The organism is Paenibacillus sp. DMB20, from assembly GCF_000987955.1.
Classification (GTDB): domain Bacteria; phylum Bacillota; class Bacilli; order Paenibacillales; family Paenibacillaceae; genus Paenibacillus_AQ.
Map to the genome: position 1 here is coordinate 396,321 of NZ_LAZU01000037.1, position 18,745 is coordinate 415,065.

Here is an 18,745-nt window from a genome sequence, read left to right on the forward strand (position 1 = left end):
TTTCATCCTGAATGATATGCTTCCTCGTTCCCTCCTCGAATTGAAACCTGCAGCTAAATACGGGATTTCCCTTCATTGCCTCAACGGAAATCATTCCGCTACCGGGACTATCAAAAAATCAACTTTCCGATAAATGGGAGCGGCAGGATCCGATCCGATGATTCAAAAGCTTCGTTTTATGCTATAATAGGTGCGTTAAAAGGAGGAGTAAACATTCATGGTTGAGGAGAAAAAACAGGAGCCTGAAAACGAGCGCCCTCCTAAACGATCCATTGGACGAAAGATAGGATCGGTCATCGGCTGGCTCTTCGTGATTGGACTCATGGGTACCCTGTTCGTGGGAGGAGCCGTCTTCGGCTACATAACCTCTATTGTCAAAGATGAGCCTGTAAGAACCAGAGCTCTTATCGAACAGAAAATGAACGATAACGCCGTTACCGGCTTCGCCTACTTTGGCGACGGCTCTCCGATCGGGCAGCTTCGCACAGAGGAAGACCGGCGGCCCGTGGAGTATTCGGAGATACCTCAGATCGTCATTGACGCGGTTGTATCCATTGAAGATAATCGTTTTTATACCCATGATGGCGTCGATTTCATGGGAACCGCCCGGGCCGTTAAGCAGCGTCTTTTAAATGAACCGGTCCAGACCGGGGGAAGCACGCTGACCCAACAGCTGGCAAGACAAGTGTTTCTGAGCCGGGACAAGACAAGCGACCGCAAAGTCAAAGAAATTTTGCTGGCCTTTCGCTTGGAGCGTTTCCTGACCAAGGAACAAATCATGACCGCCTATTTGAATAAGGTCCTTACGGAAACGGTTCGAACGGCTATAACGTATTCGGCATTAAAGCTGCCGCCAAAGGAATTTTTAACATCAGCGACCTGAAGAAGCTCAATCTCGCCCAGGCAGCCTATCTGGCAGGTCTCCCACAGCTCCCGTCAGCCTATTCGGCTTTTAACGGGGTCGGCGAATTCGATGCAAAATCATTCAAGCGAGCCTTGAAACGCCAAGTTCTGGTGCTTGACCGTATGCTGGAGGAAGGAAAAATCACTCCTGCCCAGTATAAAAAAAGCGAAAGCATTCGACATTAAGAAATCGCTTGCGCCGCGAACGCAGAAGGCTTACGTGACCTACCCTTACCTCATGATGGAAGTGGAGCGGCAGGCCTCAAAAATATTATTGGAGCTTAACCATCCTGACGTCGATAAGGAACAGACGAAGGAAAACGGCGAGCTGATGGATGAAGCACGCACGCAGCTCAGTACCGGAGGATACCGGATTTATACGACGATCGACCGGACCTTATACGGAGCCATGCGCAAAATAGCCGAGGACGACAGCAACTTCTTCCCTGACAGCAAAACGAAAGGGAAAGAGCAGACCGCGGCCATGATGATCGATAACAAAACCGGCGCCATCCTAGGCATGATCGAAGGGCGCGACTTCAAAACCGAGGAAATGAACTATGCCACCCAAATGGTCCGGCAGCCCGGATCGGCCATGAAGCCGATCGCCGCCTTTTTGCCTGCGCTGGATTCGGGTAAAGTACAGCCAGGAAGCATCGTGGATGACTCGCCGATCATACTGAAGAACGGTAGCAGTTACCATATTCCTAAAAACGTAAACTGGCGTTATAAAGGCCTTATGACCGCGAGAGAGGCATTGAACAACTCGACGAACACCGTTGCTCTTAAACTGTTCAATAATTCCATCGGCATTGAGAACGCATGGGAGTTTGCCAAAAAGCTCGGCATCACCACGCTCGTAAAAGAGGACTATTCTTCAGGGACCGGCGGAATAGGCGGGCTCACTTACGGCGTATCCGTAGAGGAGTTGACGAACGCCTATACCTCCATCGGCAACAAAGGCAAGTTCGTCGACGCTTATATGATCGAAAAAATCGTGGACTCGAACGGCAAAATCGTTTATAAACACGAAGCCAAGCCCGTGCAGGTCTATTCCGAGCAGACGGCTTATCTTATGGCCGACATGATGCGCACGGTTATTACCAACGGCTCCGGCAACACGGTTCGCGACAACTACAAGCATTTCAATAAAGTACCGATCGTCGGCAAAACCGGTTCCAGCCAAAGCTATGGAGACAGCTGGTTTATGGGCCTCTCCCCGGATGTTACGGTTGGGGTATGGGTCGGCTACAAGCATTCCGTAAACACCTTGGATAAACCGCAACGAATACACGCCCAACAAATTTGGTCGAAAATCATGAACGAAGCGATCCATCTGAAGCCGAATCTGTTCAAGACGCATGAGTTCAAAAAACCGGAGGGCATCGTCTCCAAAACGGTATCGGCTTATAGCGGAAAGCTTCCGTCGGCGTTGACCGACAGGTTCGTGACGGACCTGTTTAACGCGAAGTTCGTGCCGACGGAAGTGGACGACAGTCTGACCAAAGCCAAATATATTACGTACAGAGGCGCGAACTACATCCCAAGGGATGGAACGCCTTCAGATATGCTGAAAGAGCGGGTCGTCATCAAACGCGAAAAACCGATCGACGAATTAATCAAAGAACTTGAAGCTGCCTTTGCCGTCATGCGCGGAAATCATGAACCATTGCAATTCTACATTCCGGAGGATGCCAATAAAGGTATGCCAACGAAGATCGATCCGCGGGTAGACGACGGCAGAGCCCCGACCCCGCCGAAAAACATGCATTATTCGCGCCAGAACGGCAAAGCCGTCATCAGCTTTGCCCCGAGCGGCTCTCCCGATGTCGTAGGATATCGACTGTACCGCTCCATCAGCGGCGGCCCGTTTGTCCGTGAAGGTGGGGTCGTTATGGCCGATGATACCAAGCAATTCGTGACAAGCTCGGGTTCAAGCGTATCTTATTACGTTGTAGCGGTGGACGTTGCAGGTAAAACTTCGGAGCCAAGCGCCATCGTCGGCGCAGGGTTTGTACCCGATCCGGATCCCGTGCCTGACAAGAAAAGCGAAGTAGACGGCACTGTCGTGCCGGATGATCAAACAGCGGAAGAAACGCCTGATACCTCGCAGGGGCCCGCATCCATTCCGCAGCAGCCGGGACAGCCGACATTCCAAGCAACTCCCGACGGCTTTAAGGCGTCGTGGAATGCCAATCCGCCGCAGGATCAAATCACGCAGTACAACGTCTACTTCAGTCCCAACAATGACGACGCTTTTCAAATGATCGGCTCCAGCCAAAGCCAAGAGTATTACTTTAAAGCCAACGGTCCCATTAGCGGAACCTTCAGGATTACCGCTGTCAATGGGCTCGGTGAATCGTCGCCTTCACCGACGGTATTCTTTGAGAAAGAATAATTGCATACCGTTTAACGGCAAGAAAAGCCGTCTCGCCAGCAATCGCTGTAAGAGACGGCTTTTTTTGCTAAGAAGAATAAACATGTTGCAGTGTGCCGCAACGCAGAAAGGGTGCCTTCCCTGGTCGCGTAGACCTTGGAGGCACCCTTTTAAATTTAATCCTCAATCGTTGATAGATCGCCCGTCGGCAGATCCAATTCCCATGCCTTCAGCACGCGGCGCATAATTTTGCCGGAACGTGTTTTCGGCAACTTATCCTTAAACTCAATTTCACGCGGAGCGGCATGCGCTGACAGTCCCTCCTTAACAAAACGATAAATATCGTCTTTAAGTTCCTGGGACGGCTCGTAGCCTTCTCGCAGAGAGATGAACGCTTTAATGATTTCTCCTCTGGTAACGTCCGGTTTACCGATAACCCCCGCTTCCGCGACAGCCGGATGTTCCACAAGCTTGCTTTCAACTTCGAAAGGCCCGATCCGCTCACCCGAAGAGTTGATGACATCGTCGATCCGCCCCTGGAACCAGAAGTATCCCTCTTCGTCCATATAAGCGGAGTCGCCGGATATATACCAGCCCGGGATCCGGAAGTACTCCTCATACTTCGCCGGGTTGTTCCAGATCTTTCTCATCATCGAAGGCCACGGCGTCTTAATCGCGAGATTCCCCATGGTATATGGCGGAACCTCACGCCCCTGGTCATCAAGGATAGCGGCTGTTATGCCCGGCAGCGGACGTCCCATGGACCCCGGCTTAATCGCCATGCTCGGATAGTTGCAGATCAGCTGGGCTCCGGTTTCCGTCATCCACCATGTGTCGTGAATCCGGTGCTTATAGGCTTTGTAGCCCCAACGCACAACTTCGGGGTTCAGCGGTTCACCGACCGACATGACATGACGAAGGCTGCTCAAGTCATATTGGTCGATCAAGTCGGAGCCGGCTCCCATCAGCATGCGGAACGCCGTTGGCGCACTGTACCAGACGGTTACCTTATATTTTTCAAGAGTGCCGTACCAATCCTGCGGGCTGAAGCGCCCGCCGCGGATGACATTGGTCGCTCCGTTCAGCCACGGGGCAAATATCCCGTAGGACGTACCGGTAACCCATCCCGGGTCCGCCGTGCACCAATAAATATCATCCTCCCGCAGGTCGAGAACAACCTTGCCGGTGTAATAATGCTGGATCATGGCATTTTGCACATGATAGACGCCTTTAGGCTTGCCAGTCGAACCGGATGTATAATGCATGATCAGGCCGTCTTCCCGATCCAACCACTCTATTTCCAGATCCGGGGAAGCTGCTTCCATCTCGCTGAAATAATTCAAAATTCCTTCTTCCGAAGGCGTGTTTTCGCCAACGACAAAGATGTGCTTCAATTCCGGCAGCTCATCGCGTTTAACCCTCGGCAGCAATGCAGGCGTCGTAACGAGCGCCACGGCACCGCTATCCTCCAGACGGTCCTTTACCGCCGTTTCCATAAACGCTTCAAACAAGGGCCCTACGACCGCTCCCACCTTCAAAATGCCAAGCAAGCTGGCATACAGCTCCGGACTGCGCGGCATGAAAATAAATACGCGGTCCCCTTTACCGATGCCGTATTTTCGAAGCACGTTACCAAACTTGTCGGACTGCTCCTTCAACTGCGCGAACGTGATTTTTTCATCCCGGGCGGCGTCGCTGTACAGCAGGGCTGTCTTGTCCCCCCGCCCTTCAGCTACGTGCCGGTCGATCGCTTCATAAGCCATGTTGACTTTTCCCGTATCGTACCAGGTGAAATGGCTCTCGATTTCATCCCAAGAAAATCGGGCGACCGCTTCCTCATAATTGCTTAAATTGGATTTTGATACTTCACTTGGCAGTACTTCACTATGCGTTTGATTCATTGATTGCATCCTCCTCATTTTTAAATCGTTCTCCTACTTGTGGACAGCGCTTACAAATGATATGAATGAAACATTAGAATACACAAACGGCTGGTCATCATGCAGCTTCGGGTCGTCGTGCACTGACCTGATGATTCCCAAGGAATCTCGGAAGTCAATAAGTATAATTGTGAAGGTTTTATGTCGAAGTGATTATATCATAATTGGCGTTTTCCTGTCATTGCTTTTCATTTTTTTTATTTTTTTTGCTATAAGTAGGGTATGTACTTGAAAGGAGCGTACCTGATGGAGCACTTCAAGCTGTACAAGTCTCACCTTTTGTTTCCGGAAGACCGCCGCCTGATTGTTGAGGGCCCCGTTCCGCCGGAACGGCTCGCCGAGCTGTCGATGCACCCTGATTTGAACGCATTCCGCCGTCCGGCGGAGCAGCACGAGGCGCTGGTGGAAATCACAGGACTGCCTGAAGGAAGGATTATCGTGACCCGGGACGGCGAAACCATTGTCGGTTATGTCACCTTTCACTATCCAGACGAGCAAGAACGCTGGTCCCAAGGAAATATGGAGGATTTGATTGAGCTTGGAGCCATTGAAGTGGCTGACGATTACCGTTCCCTGGGGCTTGGCCAGCGAATGATCAAAACCGCTTTTGAAGACGGGCAGATGGAAGCGTATATCGTGTTTACGACCGAATATTACTGGCATTGGGATCTCAAAGGAAGCGGATTAAACGTATGGGATTACCGAAAAATGATGGAACGGCTTATGAAAGTCGTCGATATGGAGTGGTACGCGACCGATGATCCGGAAATTTGCTCCCATCCCGCGAACTGCCTGATGGTACGGATCGGCAAGAAGGTCCCTTTATCCTCGCAGGAACAGTTTGACCGCATCCGTTTCCAGCAGCGCTTTATGTATTGAACCGAGCCAAAGTCCAACATGCGGCTAAACGCAGTTTCTTCGGGGTAAAGAATGAATCCGTTTTCGTGAAATTTATAAATTCTTTAATTTAAAAAAGAATCCCCGTTTCCCATGCTTCATTGGAAGCCGGAACGGGGATTCTTTAGAAATCCAATATGAAAAAAAACGTTTATAGCAGGTCCAACATGCGGCTGACGATACGATGGGAACGGTGGGAAGCTTTGACCGTGAACTCGGCAAAATTGACATGAGCCGAGCCATCGGCTTTGTCCGACATGGAACGTATAACCACGTAAGGCACCCCATTCATATGGCACGTCTGGGCCACCGCCGAGCCTTCCATTTCCGCACAGGCTCCGTGTAGATGCTCATACAGCGTCTGTACCGTCTCTCTGCTGGCAATGAACTGATCCCCCGACAACACCTTCCCGATAAGGTAGTTCCCGTCTCCAAGCGCCTTACAGGCCTCCTGGGCCAGCCGGATCAACTGCGCATCCGCCGGAAAATCGGAAACGCTCTGGTATGGAATCACCCCGCGTTCATAACCAAGTGGCGAGACATCCATATCATGCTGCATGCAGGACGAGGAGATCACGATATCCCCGATATCCAGTCCGGGATCCAGCGCCCCCGCAACCCCGGTAAACACCACTTTGGAAACGCCAAAATGATCAATCAGGATTTGGGTCGTCACGGCTGCATTTACTTTGCCTACCCCCGATTTGCATACGACGACATCTTTTCCCTGCCAGGTGCCTTTCACGTACGTTATGCCGGCTTTTATTACTTTTTCCCCATGCTCCATCTGAGCCAAAAGCAGTTCAATCTCTTCGTCCATCGCTCCAATCAGACCGATTACAGTAGTTGTCATGATGCGAATTTCCCTCCTTGGTTGCAGATACCGCTGCTCCATAATACCTGCCCACATTGTTAAATCTACGGATAAGCCAGAAAAAAAAGCCCCATAAAGGAGCTTTTTCAGTAAATATGGTGTCGCGATTCCCCGCTTCATCGGTTCATCGCAAACGGCTACTCGTTCACATGGCTTACGGAAAGACGAAGAATCGTCTCATGCGGCAAAATGACGCGAGGGTTGTCCACATTTTCCTTCTTCATCAGCTTGGTGAGCAGACGCATCGCGACCGCCCCCAGGTCGTACATCGGCTGGGCCACGGTGGTCAACTGAGGACGAACCATGGACGCCATACGGATATTGTCCACGCTGATAATCGAGAAGTCGTCCGGAACCTTATAGCCTTCATCCTGAATGCTGTGGATCGCTCCAATAGCCATTTCATCCGTTGCGGCAAAAATAGCCGTCGGCTTCTTCTTGAGGCCAAGGAAGTACTTCATGGCTTCCACTCCGGATTCATAGCGGTAGTTGCCTATGCGCACAAGATCTTCCTGGTATTCGATGCCGGCAGCCTCAAGCGCCTTCTTGTAACCCTGGAAACGCGCATAACCGTTAGCCGGATCCTGCAGCGTGCCGCTGATCATTGCGATCTCGCGGTGGCCATGCCGAATCAGGGTGTTAACCGCATCAAATGCAGCCTGTTCATGATCGATGTCGACCGAAGGATACGAGCCTTTCTCGTCGCGGGTTGCGCACAAGACGATCGGCACGGCAGAAGTCTGAAATGCCTGAATATGCTCGTCCGTCACGGTTCCGCCCATAAACAGCAGCCCGTCCACCTGCTTCTCGAGCAGGGTATTGATGACACGAATTTCCTTTTCCTTCCGCTTGTCGGCATTACACAAAATGATATTGTAGTGGTACATGTTGGCGATATCTTCAATCCCCCGGGCAATTTCAGCGAAAATGGAGTTTGAAATGTCAGGGATGACAACGCCGACTGTTGTCGTCTTCTTGCTGGCCAGACCTCTGGCCACCGCATTCGGACGATATCCCAAACGCTCTATCGCTTCATAAACTTTTTTTCGGGTCTGAGGCTTCACGTTGGGGTTGTTGTTAACTACCCGCGATACCGTGGCCATCGATACGCCTGCTTCACGCGCCACATCGTAAATGGTTACCGTCAAATTCCTTCTCTCCATTGCCAATAAATTTTCAATCATACGTTCAAAAGCCAATTAAATTTATGATACGACAAATTAATGCTTTGTGCAATCACGAAGGCCCTACAGGCCGTTCAATTTGCCCCTCAGCGTTTCAGCCGTAATTTGGGAATGGGATGTATGCCAAACCTGCTCTCCTTGTCTTACAAGAATAACTTGCGGCGATTCATGCTTGACTCCTAAAGCTTCCGCGGCTTCATTGGAAACCGGTCGGTGTTCAATCACGTCAATTAATGCGTAATCCACCTGTTCATTCGGCTGATTATTCAAATAAGACGTCACTTGCTCGTAAGCCCCGGAGCTGATGGGGCAGCGTGTGCTGTGCTTGAAAATAAGCAGTGCTTTTCGGTCCGTTGATTCCAGGGCGGTACGCAATTGTTCGCTTGTAGTCATTTTCGTCATAGTCGCCATCGGATATACATTCCCTTCATAGAATTGAAGTTCCTATCCTATATCCTAACAAAATGTTCGTGAAAAATCCAACAAACTCGACAAAATACGGCAATTATCTCGCGCAAATGTCCAAAATCTCCTTTTTCAACTTTGAAAAAGCGATCACCTTCTCCAGACGGTTTTCGATATCCGCCACCCATGCCGGATCGTTCTGGGACTTGGCAAATCGGTAAAGGTCCAACAGCATATTAATCCGGTCTTCAAAAGCGCCCTCGCAGCGCTGCTGGAATTCCTGCAGAGATCCGTGGGGCGTCGACAGCACCTCCCGCAGCACGGAAGCAGGTTCATTGATGTCGGCAAACGAAACTTGAACTCCGGTATTAACCTCGCCAAGAGATTTTATAAACGCAATGAGATCGGGTTTTACAAGAGGCATAAGTTCATATGTCGAGCAAACCCGACAAGTATAAACGGGGACATGGCAAATGCATGCCTTCCGAGCGTATACCAGCCTTCTTAGTTCCATTTCCATGTACAGTCCGCAATTGCACTTCCTAAACAAAAATGGTCCACCTCTAATCCTATCACATGATGTCTGGTACCAATGAGTCTATTTATATGAATGGTACTATTCGACTATCATATCAAAGATTCCTGCAAATTTGTGATAATGCTTTTTTTTGCCAGTTATGTATTTATTAGTTTTTTCGGAGCGGGAAACATGAAAATTTACAGGCTATTTGTTACAATAAGGTGAAAGTATGCTGCGGATCCCGAAGGAATCGTTCCAGCAAGGACCGTGATCCCTATCATGAAAGGAGCTTTGTACCTATGCGGCTTGCAGGTAAAAAAGTAATAGCTCTCGTTGACGAAGAGTTCGAGGATTTGGAATTGTGTTATCCCGTCTATCGCGTCCGGGAAGAAGGCGCCGAGGTTCATCTGGCCGGATTCGAAAAAGGAAAAACTTACATCGGCAAATACGGCGTTCCCGCCAAGGCCGAATACTCTTTTGAGGAGCTGGACAGCAAAGATTATGACGGCATTCTCGTGCCGGGCGGATGGGCGCCGGACAAGCTTCGGCGTTACGATAAAGTACTGCGGCTGGTACGCGAAATGGATGCCGACAAAAAACCGATCGGCCAAATTTGCCATGCCGGATGGGTGCTTATATCCGCCAAAATTTTAAACGGGGTTACCGTCACCTCCACGCCCGGAATCCGGGACGACATGGAGAACGCCGGGGCTGTGTGGAAGGATGAGGCGGTCGTCACCGATGGACATATCATTTCGGCAAGGCGCCCTCCGGATCTCCCTCCTTACGGAAAAGCATTCTGCGACGCACTGGCCGAGCGTTAACATACAAATGCAGACAAGCCGTCCTTTCGGAAATATTTCCGAAGGGGCGGCTTGTCCCTCAAAAAAATAATTGGCGATTCAGCGAACAACGTAAACAAAATCCCTGGCGCTTGCAGTCGGGTTATGAAGCCGAGCTTCCGGGATTGCCGTTTTTGGACATGGAGCTGTTTCTCTCCGCAAAAAGAGTAAGCCGCTCTTCGACCATGGCACTGCTGCGGAGCTTGAAACAGGCCTCCGCCTCCCGCTCGGCCTCTTTTGCATCCGTATTCAATATACGGTGCTTCACGTTCAGCAAGGACAGCGGCGACATGCTCAAATCTTCTACCCCCAGCTTCAGCCACAGCGGAATGGCACGCTCATCCCCGGCAAGCTCTCCGCAAACACTGACCGGAATACCGGCCTGCTTGGCAGCTTCCACCGTAGTCCGAAGCATGCGGAGCACGGCAGGATGGAACGGATGGTACATATGGGCAATCTGTTCGTTCATGCGGTCAACTGCCAGCACATACTGGACAAGGTCGTTGGTCCCAATGCTGAAAAAGTCGCATTCCTCGGCCAGCAAATCGGCAATCATGACAGCCGCCGGGACTTCGATCATGGCCCCCACCTGAATGTCGGGATCATAGGAAAGCCCTCTTTGGTCAAGATCGGCCATAGCGAGCTTTAACACTTCATTGGCCTGCCTTACTTCGTCAACGGACGAAATCATGGGGTACATAATTTTCACTTTTCCATGGCAACTGGCCCGCAGGATGGCCGTCAGCTGCGTCTGGAACAACTCCTTGCGGTCCAGGCTTATTCGGATTGCACGGAATCCGAGCACCGGATTTTCCTCTTCCGGCAAAGCGAAATAGTCCAACTGCTTGTCACCGCCGATATCCAGCGTACGAATGACGACGGATGAATCCCCCGCCTTCTCCGCAACCTGCCGGTATACTTCAAACTGCTCGTTTTCCGTCGGAAACGTATTCCGATCCATATAGAGAAACTCCGTACGGAACAGGCCGACGCCCTCCGCGCCGTTCCGCAAGGCCGTATCCAACTCTTTCAAGGAGTTTATGTTGGCCGCGAGCCGGAAATACGTGCCGTCCTTCGTCACGGCTTCCACGGAAGAAAGCAGCTGGAGCTGCTCCTTTTTCTTCAGTTGCTGACTCCGGATGCCCGTATACCGGTCAATCACTACCTGATCAGGGTTAATGTAGAGGTAGCCCTCGTCACCGTCAACAACCAGGAACTCTCCTGTCTGGATAGGCTTCTCCAACCCGCTTTCAATGCCGGATACCAGCGGAATGCCGATCGCCCGGGCCATAATGGCCGAATGGGACGTCTTGCCGCCCGACATCGTGACGATCCCCAGGACGTGCGAAGGATTAAGGTGGGCAAGCTGTGACGGAGAGAGCTCCTTGGCCACGAGGATATACGGCTGCGTATCCGAAGGCAAAGTGACCTCCGGAGCCCCTAGCAAATGCTTCAGGAGGCGGTTTCCGACATCCTTGATGTCCATCGCCCGCTCTTTCATGTATTCATCGTCCAGGAGGTCGAACATCGAGACGAAATGATCAATGGCTTCCTTTACCGCAACCTCGGCGGCCTTGTACTGACGTTCGATCAGCCCCTGGATTTCATTCATGAACACAGGGTCCTCCAAAATGGCGAGATGCGCGTCAAAAATATGGGACTCCTCGTCTCCCACCATTTCTTTGAACTCGTTCTTGATATATTCGATTTCATCTTTGGAGGTTCGGATGCCTTCATAAAGGCGCTCGAACTCTTTGGCCAAATCTACGGCGTCGATTTCGGAATCCGGCAGATCAAGCTCCCAATGCGGAAGCACGAACGCTTTTCCGAGCGCAACGCCCGCTGCTGCGCCAATGCCTTTTATCATGATTCTCTACCCCCAGCGTTACTTTCATTTAAAACAACCGACATCACCGATGACTGTCCTTTTTTAACGGTTTTAAACGGAGCGAAGCTCCAGGACCTTACTTTATCCGGATTCGTAATGACCATCGGCGTCGCCAGCGATGCCGCATGCGTCTTCAGATAGCCAAGATCGAATTTGACAAGAAGCTGACCCGGCTCCACCGCGTCGCCTTCGCTGACGACGGCCGTAAACGGCCCCTTCAGCTGCGAAGTATCTATGCCGATGTGGATCAGCACTTCAAGGCCTTCCGGCGTGGAAATGCCGATGGCGTGCATGGTCGGATACACGTGCATGACCGTTCCGTAAACGGGAGAGACCAGTTCTCCCTTTTCCGGAATAAAAGCCACCCCGCTGCCGACAAGCTTCGCCGCGAAAATATCGTCAGGGACTTCCTCGATCGGAAGCATTCGACCCTGGACCGGAGCGCTGAACAATACCCGCGGCAGATCCCGCTGCATCAGCTTGTTGATTTCCTCGCGGATCAGCTCGGAATAAGTACCGAACACAACCTGCACATTTCCCCCGCCAAGCTTGATAATGCCGGCGGAGCCCAGCAGCTTAAGCGCATTCGTATCGATCTGGCGGTCATTATGGACCGTCAAGCGAAGCCGCGTCATGCAGGACTCTACTTGAACGATGTTTTCCTTGCCCCCCAGCGCCTCAAGTATAAGCGGAGCCTGGTAAGGAATATTCCCGGCCCAGCCTTCCAGCGCGGAGCCTTCTTCCCGGCCCGGGGTCGGAATGCCGAACCTTCGGATCGCCCACCTGAACAGAAAATAATAGACCAGGCCGTAAGCGAGTCCGATCGGAATGAGCATCCACGCGTTCTGGGACAAGTGGAAATTGATCACGTAATCGATAAATCCTGCTGAGTAAGAAAAACCGTGATGTATGTTAAAGGTGTAGGTCAGCACCATGGCAAAACCGGCCATTAGGGCATGAAGCACATACAAATAAGGCGATGCGAACAAAAAGGCGAACTCAATCTGCTCGGAGACTCCGGTCAGGAAGCATACCAGCGCGGAGCGCATAAAGGTCTTCCGGACCTTCGGCTTCAGGTCCTCCCGGGCCTCCTGGATAATGGCGAAGGCAATGGCCGGGAGAGCAAACATCATGATCGGGAACAGGCCCGCCATGAAATCCCCTGCCGTCGGGTCTCCCGCAAAAAAAACGCGGCAGGTCGCCCTGAACGGTGACGCCGTCCGCCGTTTCATAAGTTCCGAGCTGGAACCAGTATACGTTGTTCAGAAGATGATGAAGCCCGAAGGCCGTCAGAACGCGGTACAGAATGCCGTATAAAAACAGGCCGAACCCGCCCATATGTACGGTCAAGACATAAAAAGATTCAAGGCCGTCCTGAAGAACGGGCGCAATCCCCGTCATTCCCCAGGCAAACAGGGCCGAGAACAACCCCATGATGAGAAGGACAAATCGGGACCCTCCAAAAAATTGTATCGCTTCGGGCAGCTTTATATGTTTAAAACGATTGTAGACCATGCTGGAAATGATTCCGAATACGATCCCGATCAAAGTCGAGGGATGGACGCTTCCGTTCCCGATCGCACCCGTAACCTGATCATAGATGAACATGCCGGCCAGCGCGGCCAATCCCGCGGGACCTCCCTGATTGGACAATCCCCAGGCCACGCCGATCGCGAACAGATAGGGCATATAATAAAAAAACACCGTGGCCGGCAGCCTTTGCAACCTCGCCAAGGGACTCCATCCCCCATGCCGCCCAAGGCAAACTTCCGACGCTGAGCAGGAGAGCTGCCGCAGGAAGCGCCATCGTAGGGAGCATGACCGCTCTGCCCAATTGCTGTAAAGATCCCAACCAATTCAAGGCGAGCCTCCTTTCTATTCTAGATGGTACGCGCTGAGCCGCTTTTTGTCAAAAAGAAAAGGCCGGAAAAGAAAACAAACAGGCCCTTTACTCAGGCCTGTTCGTTTCTTTTCCCGTAGAGAGCTATTTGCCTCCCAAAGCGATGGAATCTTCCACCTTGATGCAGCGGTCCATAATCGCCGTCATCCCATGCCGCTCCGCAATGGAAGCCGCTTCTTCGCTTATGATGCCCTGCTGCAGCCATAGCACTTTGGCACCGATCTCAGCCGCTTCCCGTGCCACGTCGGCACAGTATTCGCTGCGCCGAAACACGTTGACGATCCCGACCGGCTCCGGGATGCTTTTCAGGGAAGGGTAGCACTTCTCGCCTAAAATTTCGTCCGCGTTCGGATTCACCGGAATGATCCGGTAACCCCGTTTTTGCATGGCTTGGGCCACCATGTAGGAAGTCCGGTCCGTTTTCTCCGACAAGCCGACGACCGCGATGTTTCCGGCATTCCTTAAAATGTCGGCAATTTGCTCTCGCGTTGGATTTTCAAAAGCCATTGCATTTCCCCTGCCTTTCCGCTCCCTGTTGAAGGAGCTAAGTTCTGTTTCCCCTAGTTTACCCATTCCACGTCGGCCCCAAGCGCCTTCAGGTGGTCAAAATATTGAGGGTACGATTTGGCCACATGGTGGGCATCCTTGATCCGAAGCGGTTTACCGGCACGCAGCCCGACAACCGTGAGCGCCATGATGACGCGATGGTCGTAGTGGGCATTGATTTCCACGCCGCCTTCAACGCCTTCGGGACGGCCGTGCACGATGATTTCGGCCTGACGCTCTTCCACCCTCGCACCGGCTTTGCGCAACTCGGCCAAATAATCGGTAATCCGGTCGCATTCCTTGTAACGTAGGTTCTCTACATTATAGAAACGGGAGGTTCCTTCGGCGAACACCGCGGCGGCCACCATGGCCAGAACCGCGTCCGTCGCCGTGTCCCCGTCAAACTCCAGCGCTTTCAGCGTTCCGTTGCCCTGAACCCGCACGTTGCCGTTCTCGTGGACAAGCGGAACCTGCATCATTCTCAGAACGTCAACGATCGCGCGTTCTCCTTGCTTGCTGTCCTCGGACAAATTCCGGATGGTCACGTCCGAACGCGTTACCGCGGCAGCGGCCAATACCGCAGCCGATCCCGGATAGTCCCCCTGCACGGTGTACGTCTTCGCCTGATAGCTCTGCCTTCCGGGTACGCGGAAAAACATGTATTCCTCATCGGCATAAACGACGATTCCCGCCTGCTCCAGCACCTCCAGCGTCTGCCCGATCACGACCTTCGATTTCAGATCTCCGGTAACGGTGATCTCGCTGTCCTCCTCGAGCAACGGCGTCAGGAACAGCAGCGCGCTCAAGTACTGGGAGCTGACGGAGCCCGAAACGGTAATGCTTCCGCCTTTTGGCCGGCCGCCGCGGATCGTAATCGGAAGACGCCCGTTGCTGTGCTCCACCTGGACCCCAAGCTGGCCGAGGGCGTCGATCAGGTCGTCATGCGGGCGCTTGCCGAGGGAATCCGGATAAGTATTCACAAACGCAACCTCTTCGGACAACGAAGCGATTCCCATCAGGAACCGGAGCACGGCCCCCGCGTTGCCGACGTTCAATTCTTTGACGCTGCGGGGGGTTTTTCCGAATCCGGTGATGACCGCTTTTTCGTCGTCCTCCGTCAAAGTGGCGCCAAGATCCTGGATGCAGCGTCTCATGGCGTCGCTGTCCTCGCTGTGGGCAGGGTAGTAAATCGTGCTTTCCCCTTCGGCAAGAGCGGCCGCAAGCAAATAACGGGTCGTGTAATTTTTCGAGGACAACGCTCCGATTTCGCCCTTTAATACCGGTGTCGGTCTGACAATAACGTCCATTGTATGTAATCTCTCCTTCAAACATATCGATTTTTTTTCTTCAAAAGGTTGAACCCGTAATAGGACTGGCTTCGCCATAAATGGAAATTGACAGGTAAATCTACGCTTAGGTATCATTAAGGACAAGGCTACGGGAACGATAAAACTTACAGAAAAGAGGTCGCTTTATGAAAGATATTCCGCAAATTGATCCTTCCGAATTGAAAAGCCGGCTTCAAAGCGGAGAGAACATTTACATGATCGATGTCCGCGAAGACGATGAGGTGGCCCAGGGCATGATTTACGGCGCCAAGCATATTCCCATGGGCGATATCCCCGCCAGACTCGACGAAATCCCCCGGGATACCGAGGTTATCTTCATATGCCGAAGCGGCGGGCGCAGCCAGCGGGTATGCGAATTTTTAAGCCGGCAGGGTCTCGGCAACGTCGTAAACATGCAGGGCGGCATGCTGGAGTGGTATGCCGGGGAGGAAGAGTGAACCGGCCAGCTGCAGGTTGAATTCATCATAAGGACCGGGAGAGCTTCTTCCCGTCCCTTTTTTTGTACTCGTACACAGGACCTCGGCCGGCTTAACCGCGGTAATGCGCTAAAACCTCAAGAGCCACTTCATGGGCGGACCGCCCTGTCGTATCCACGGTGACATGCGCAAACCGGTAACAGTCCCTTCGCTCCTCCATGAGCTGCCGCACTCTTTCCTCCAGATTATCTCCGGCCAAAAGCGGGCGCCCCGAGTCGCCGCGGACCCGGTCGATAATGGAGGTCTCGTCCGCCGTCAACGCGGCAACCCAACCTTTTTGACTCATCAGCTCGCAATTTTCTTTCCGGAGCACGGCTCCTCCGCCGGTCGCAATGACCAGGCGCCGCCGTCCGAGAACTCTGTCCAGGACTGCGGATTCGGCATTTCGAAAAAAGGCCTCGCCCTCGCTCTCAAACATCGCCGGTATGGACTTGCCGACCGCCTTCTCGATTTCACGGTCCAGGTCCAAAAGCGTATAGCCCAGCTGTTGCGCGATCAAATGGCCGGCGGTGCTCTTTCCGGTTCCCATCATCCCGATCAGGATGATATTGCGGTCACGCTGATCCATATTCTCACCCCATTTGTGGTTTTAGCCTATTGAAAATAGCGACTTTTTTTGAACATCCTACTAAACTTTTTCATATCATACCACAGGGCCAAAAGATTGGACAATCCGGCAACCGGGCTTTATACGGCCTTCCATCGTCCGTTTTCATATTTTTATATTCTCGAAGTCTATCTTTAGCCGGCTTGTCATATAAATAATATTGCCCGGTGATTAACGATTATGTCGTAGGAGTGATATCGAAACCATGTCTGACGAACAACAGACCCGAACTGAACCGCCAAAGCGGATCAGCCTAATTCTGGATTCTTCGCGTCCGCTCTGCAGGGAGGACATCATCTGGGTGCTGCATTACGTGCAAAAAAAAAGTGGCCTCGAAAGACCCGGCGCTGCTGGATCTCTCAAAGCCACGATTATTGCAAACCTTCGCCAGGTACAGTGAGGCCGCTATGCTGCTCCTCGGCAGCAAGACACACGTCCATATCGACAATGACGGCATTCGCGCCTGCCTGGCCGATCTGCTGAACGGACTAAAGGATTAGTCCATCCAGTTAAAGTGGAATACGCCCTCTTTGTCCACGCGTTTAAACGTATGGGCGCCGAAATAGTCGCGCTGCGCCTGAAGCAAGTTCGCGGGCAGGTTCGCCGTGCGGTAGCTGTCATAATATGCCAGCGCGCTGGAAAAGCCCGGTACCGGAATGCCCAGGGATACGGCGGAAGAAACGACTTTGCGCCATGCATCCTGATAATTTTCGATGATCTCCTTAAAGAACGGATCCAGCAGCAGATTTTTCAGCTCCGGATTGTTGCTGTAAGCATCGGTAATGTTTTGCAGGAAGCGGGAACGGATGATGCAGCCGCCGCGCCAGATTTTGGCCAGCTCGCCGTATTTCAGATCCCAGTTGTATTCGTCGGAAGCTACGCGAAGCTGCGCGAAGCCTTGGGCATAGGATACGATTTTGGAAGCGAACAGCGCTTTGCGGACATTTTCCACGAATTCCGCTTTGTCTCCGCTGAAGCCTTCGGTTTTCGGTCCGTTCAGGATTTTGCTGGCTTCCACGCGCTCTTCCTTCATAGCGGACAGGAAGCGGGAAAATACCGATTCGGTGATCATGGACAACGGAACGCCGAGATCCAGCGAGCTTTGGCTTGTCCATTTGCCTGTTCCTTTTTGGCCCGCCGTGTCAAGGATGAGGTCTACCATAGGCTTGCCGGTTTCCTCGTCGTATTTAGAGAAGATATCGGCGGTAATTTCGATCAGGTAGCTGTCCAGCTCGCCTTGATTCCATTCCGTGAAGATTTCATGAAGTTCTTTGGCATCCATGCCAAGAACGTCCTTCAGGAGCTGGTAGGCTTCGCAGATCAGCTGCATGTCACCGTATTCGATGCCGTTGTGGACCATTTTCACATAGTGTCCGGCACCGTCCGGTCCGATATATGTACAGCAAGGCTCCCCGTTCACTTTGGCGGAAATGGCGGTCAGGATCGGTTCAACCAGTTCGTAGGCGCTCTTTTGTCCGCCCGGCATGATGGAAGGCCCTTTGAGCGCGCCTTCTTCGCCGCCCGAAACCCCGGCTCCGATATAGCGGAAGCCTTTGGCTTCAAGATCTTTGTTGCGGCGTACGGTATCCGGGAAATAAGCGTTGCCCCCGTCGATAATGATGTCGCCTTGATCCAGGTGAGGCAGCAACTGCTCGATTGTAGCGTCGGTAGCTTGTCCGGCCTGAACCATGATCAGGATTCTGCGAGGGGTCTCAAGCGACTCCACGAACTCCTCGATCGAAAATGTTCCCGTCAAGTTTTTGCCTTCCGCTTCCTTCAGCAGGTCCTCCGTTTTTTTGCGGGGAGCGGTTATATACGGAAACGGTGAAGCCTTTGCTCTCGATGTTAAGAGCCAAATTTTTACCCATTACAGCAAGGCCAATCACACCAATCTGTTGTTTTGCCATCTGGTTCTCCATCCTTTGCTCCATTTATTTGTAGGTAATCCATCCCTGATGTCACCATTTCGGAATGTTTTACAATACACTTATATTAACGTTTTTCCGCGGAGAAGTGAACCCCTCCCGCCGAAAACCG

General features: G+C 52.2%; 13 protein-coding genes and 3 pseudogenes. 5 read left to right on the top strand and 11 right to left on the bottom strand.

Going from position 1 to position 18,745, the window contains the following annotated elements:
- Window positions 1-217: 217 nt before the first annotated feature.
- A pseudogene (locus tag XI25_RS22520) lies at window positions 218-3,301 on the top strand (transglycosylase domain-containing protein).
- A gap of 155 nt (window positions 3,302-3,456) precedes the next feature.
- On the opposite strand, the gene acsA reads toward XI25_RS22520, so the two are convergent.
- Window positions 3,457-5,181: an acetate--CoA ligase gene (gene acsA, locus XI25_RS22525; protein ID WP_046680318.1), complete on the bottom strand. Its 1,725-nt coding sequence runs from the start codon at window positions 5,179-5,181 to the stop codon at window positions 3,457-3,459.
- A gap of 285 nt (window positions 5,182-5,466) precedes the next feature.
- On the opposite strand from acsA, the gene XI25_RS22530 reads away from it, so the two are divergent.
- A complete protein-coding gene (locus XI25_RS22530; protein WP_046680319.1) occupies window positions 5,467-6,099 on the top strand; it encodes a GNAT family N-acetyltransferase in 633 nt (210 codons plus the stop codon).
- Window positions 6,100-6,268: 169 nt separating this feature from the next.
- Here XI25_RS22530 and XI25_RS22535 read toward each other — a convergent pair whose 3' ends face one another.
- From XI25_RS22535 to XI25_RS22550, 4 genes are all read right to left on the bottom strand, one after another.
- On the bottom strand, window positions 6,269-6,970 hold the full coding sequence (locus tag XI25_RS22535; protein WP_046680320.1) for a 5'-methylthioadenosine/adenosylhomocysteine nucleosidase: 702 nt from the start codon (window positions 6,968-6,970) through the stop codon (window positions 6,269-6,271).
- 158 nt (window positions 6,971-7,128) lie between these two features.
- A complete protein-coding gene (ccpA, locus tag XI25_RS22540; RefSeq protein WP_046680321.1) occupies window positions 7,129-8,139 on the bottom strand; it encodes a catabolite control protein A in 1,011 nt (336 codons plus the stop codon).
- A 99-nt stretch (window positions 8,140-8,238) separates the two neighbouring features.
- Complete coding sequence (gene ytxJ, locus XI25_RS22545) at window positions 8,239-8,586, bottom strand: bacillithiol system redox-active protein YtxJ (protein WP_046680322.1); 348 nt, start codon at window positions 8,584-8,586, stop codon at window positions 8,239-8,241.
- 94 nt (window positions 8,587-8,680) lie between these two features.
- Window positions 8,681-9,004, bottom strand: a complete 324-nt coding sequence (locus XI25_RS22550; RefSeq protein WP_235440073.1) for a hypothetical protein — start codon at window positions 9,002-9,004, stop codon at window positions 8,681-8,683.
- A gap of 395 nt (window positions 9,005-9,399) precedes the next feature.
- Here XI25_RS22550 and XI25_RS22555 point away from each other — a divergent pair, with 395 nt between their 5' ends.
- A complete protein-coding gene (locus tag XI25_RS22555) occupies window positions 9,400-9,924 on the top strand; it encodes a type 1 glutamine amidotransferase domain-containing protein (protein ID WP_046680324.1) in 525 nt (174 codons plus the stop codon).
- Between the two features lie 121 nt (window positions 9,925-10,045).
- On the opposite strand, the gene ptsP is transcribed toward XI25_RS22555, so the two are convergent.
- The 4 genes and pseudogenes from ptsP to aroA all read right to left on the bottom strand — a co-directional run bounded on the left by ptsP (window position 10,046) and on the right by aroA (window position 15,583).
- The gene (gene ptsP, locus XI25_RS22560) at window positions 10,046-11,809 is read right to left on the bottom strand and encodes a phosphoenolpyruvate--protein phosphotransferase (RefSeq protein ID WP_046680325.1); all 1,764 of its coding nucleotides are present in this window, start codon (window positions 11,807-11,809) and stop codon (window positions 10,046-10,048) included.
- Window positions 11,806-13,691 (bottom strand): annotated as a pseudogene (locus tag XI25_RS22565) (glucose PTS transporter subunit IIA). Before XI25_RS22565 ends, ptsP begins: the two are co-directional and overlap by 4 nt.
- 123 nt (window positions 13,692-13,814) lie before the next feature.
- On the bottom strand, window positions 13,815-14,237 hold the full coding sequence (locus XI25_RS22570) for a CoA-binding protein (RefSeq protein WP_046680326.1): 423 nt from the start codon (window positions 14,235-14,237) through the stop codon (window positions 13,815-13,817).
- A gap of 53 nt (window positions 14,238-14,290) precedes the next feature.
- The gene (aroA, locus tag XI25_RS22575) at window positions 14,291-15,583 is read right to left on the bottom strand and encodes a 3-phosphoshikimate 1-carboxyvinyltransferase (protein WP_046680327.1); all 1,293 of its coding nucleotides are present in this window, start codon (window positions 15,581-15,583) and stop codon (window positions 14,291-14,293) included.
- Between the two features lie 167 nt (window positions 15,584-15,750).
- Here aroA and XI25_RS22580 point away from each other — a divergent pair, with 167 nt between their 5' ends.
- Window positions 15,751-16,062 carry a rhodanese-like domain-containing protein gene (locus XI25_RS22580; RefSeq protein WP_046680328.1) on the top strand — a complete coding sequence of 104 codons (312 nt, stop codon included), beginning with the start codon at window positions 15,751-15,753 and terminating at the stop codon, window positions 16,060-16,062.
- Between the two features lie 91 nt (window positions 16,063-16,153).
- On the opposite strand, the gene XI25_RS22585 is transcribed toward XI25_RS22580, so the two are convergent.
- Window positions 16,154-16,669 carry a shikimate kinase gene (locus tag XI25_RS22585; RefSeq protein WP_046680329.1) on the bottom strand — a complete coding sequence of 172 codons (516 nt, stop codon included), beginning with the start codon at window positions 16,667-16,669 and terminating at the stop codon, window positions 16,154-16,156.
- 244 nt (window positions 16,670-16,913) lie between these two features.
- Here XI25_RS22585 and XI25_RS22590 point away from each other — a divergent pair, with 244 nt between their 5' ends.
- Window positions 16,914-17,108 (top strand): hypothetical protein, encoded by a 195-nt coding sequence (locus tag XI25_RS22590; protein ID WP_052759715.1) that lies wholly within the window; start codon window positions 16,914-16,916, stop codon window positions 17,106-17,108.
- Between the two features lie 96 nt (window positions 17,109-17,204).
- Here the strand turns inward: XI25_RS22590 and gndA are convergent.
- A pseudogene (gene gndA / locus XI25_RS22595) lies at window positions 17,205-18,615 on the bottom strand (NADP-dependent phosphogluconate dehydrogenase).
- Between the last annotated feature and the right edge of the window lie 130 nt (window positions 18,616-18,745).

What these genes read in the sequence shown, in the direction of transcription:
- XI25_RS22585 (WP_046680329.1), bottom strand. Translation starts at nt 16,669, where the DNA reads ATGGATCAGCGTGACCGCAATATCATCCTGATCGGGATGATGGGAACC.
- ptsP (WP_046680325.1), bottom strand. Translation starts at nt 11,809, where the DNA reads ATGATAAAAGGCATTGGCGCAGCAGCGGGCGTTGCGCTCGGAAAAGCG.
- XI25_RS22570 (WP_046680326.1), bottom strand. Translation starts at nt 14,237, where the DNA reads ATGGCTTTTGAAAATCCAACGCGAGAGCAAATTGCCGACATTTTAAGG.
- XI25_RS22580 (WP_046680328.1), top strand. Translation starts at nt 15,751, where the DNA reads ATGAAAGATATTCCGCAAATTGATCCTTCCGAATTGAAAAGCCGGCTT.
- ytxJ (WP_046680322.1), bottom strand. Translation starts at nt 8,586, where the DNA reads ATGGCGACTATGACGAAAATGACTACAAGCGAACAATTGCGTACCGCC.
- XI25_RS22535 (WP_046680320.1), bottom strand. Translation starts at nt 6,970, where the DNA reads ATGACAACTACTGTAATCGGTCTGATTGGAGCGATGGACGAAGAGATT.
- acsA (WP_046680318.1), bottom strand. Translation starts at nt 5,181, where the DNA reads ATGAATCAAACGCATAGTGAAGTACTGCCAAGTGAAGTATCAAAATCC.
- XI25_RS22550 (WP_235440073.1), bottom strand. Translation starts at nt 9,004, where the DNA reads ATGCCTCTTGTAAAACCCGATCTCATTGCGTTTATAAAATCTCTTGGC.
- XI25_RS22590 (WP_052759715.1), top strand. Translation starts at nt 16,914, where the DNA reads ATGTCTGACGAACAACAGACCCGAACTGAACCGCCAAAGCGGATCAGC.
- XI25_RS22530 (WP_046680319.1), top strand. Translation starts at nt 5,467, where the DNA reads ATGGAGCACTTCAAGCTGTACAAGTCTCACCTTTTGTTTCCGGAAGAC.
- aroA (WP_046680327.1), bottom strand. Translation starts at nt 15,583, where the DNA reads ATGGACGTTATTGTCAGACCGACACCGGTATTAAAGGGCGAAATCGGA.
- XI25_RS22555 (WP_046680324.1), top strand. Translation starts at nt 9,400, where the DNA reads ATGCGGCTTGCAGGTAAAAAAGTAATAGCTCTCGTTGACGAAGAGTTC.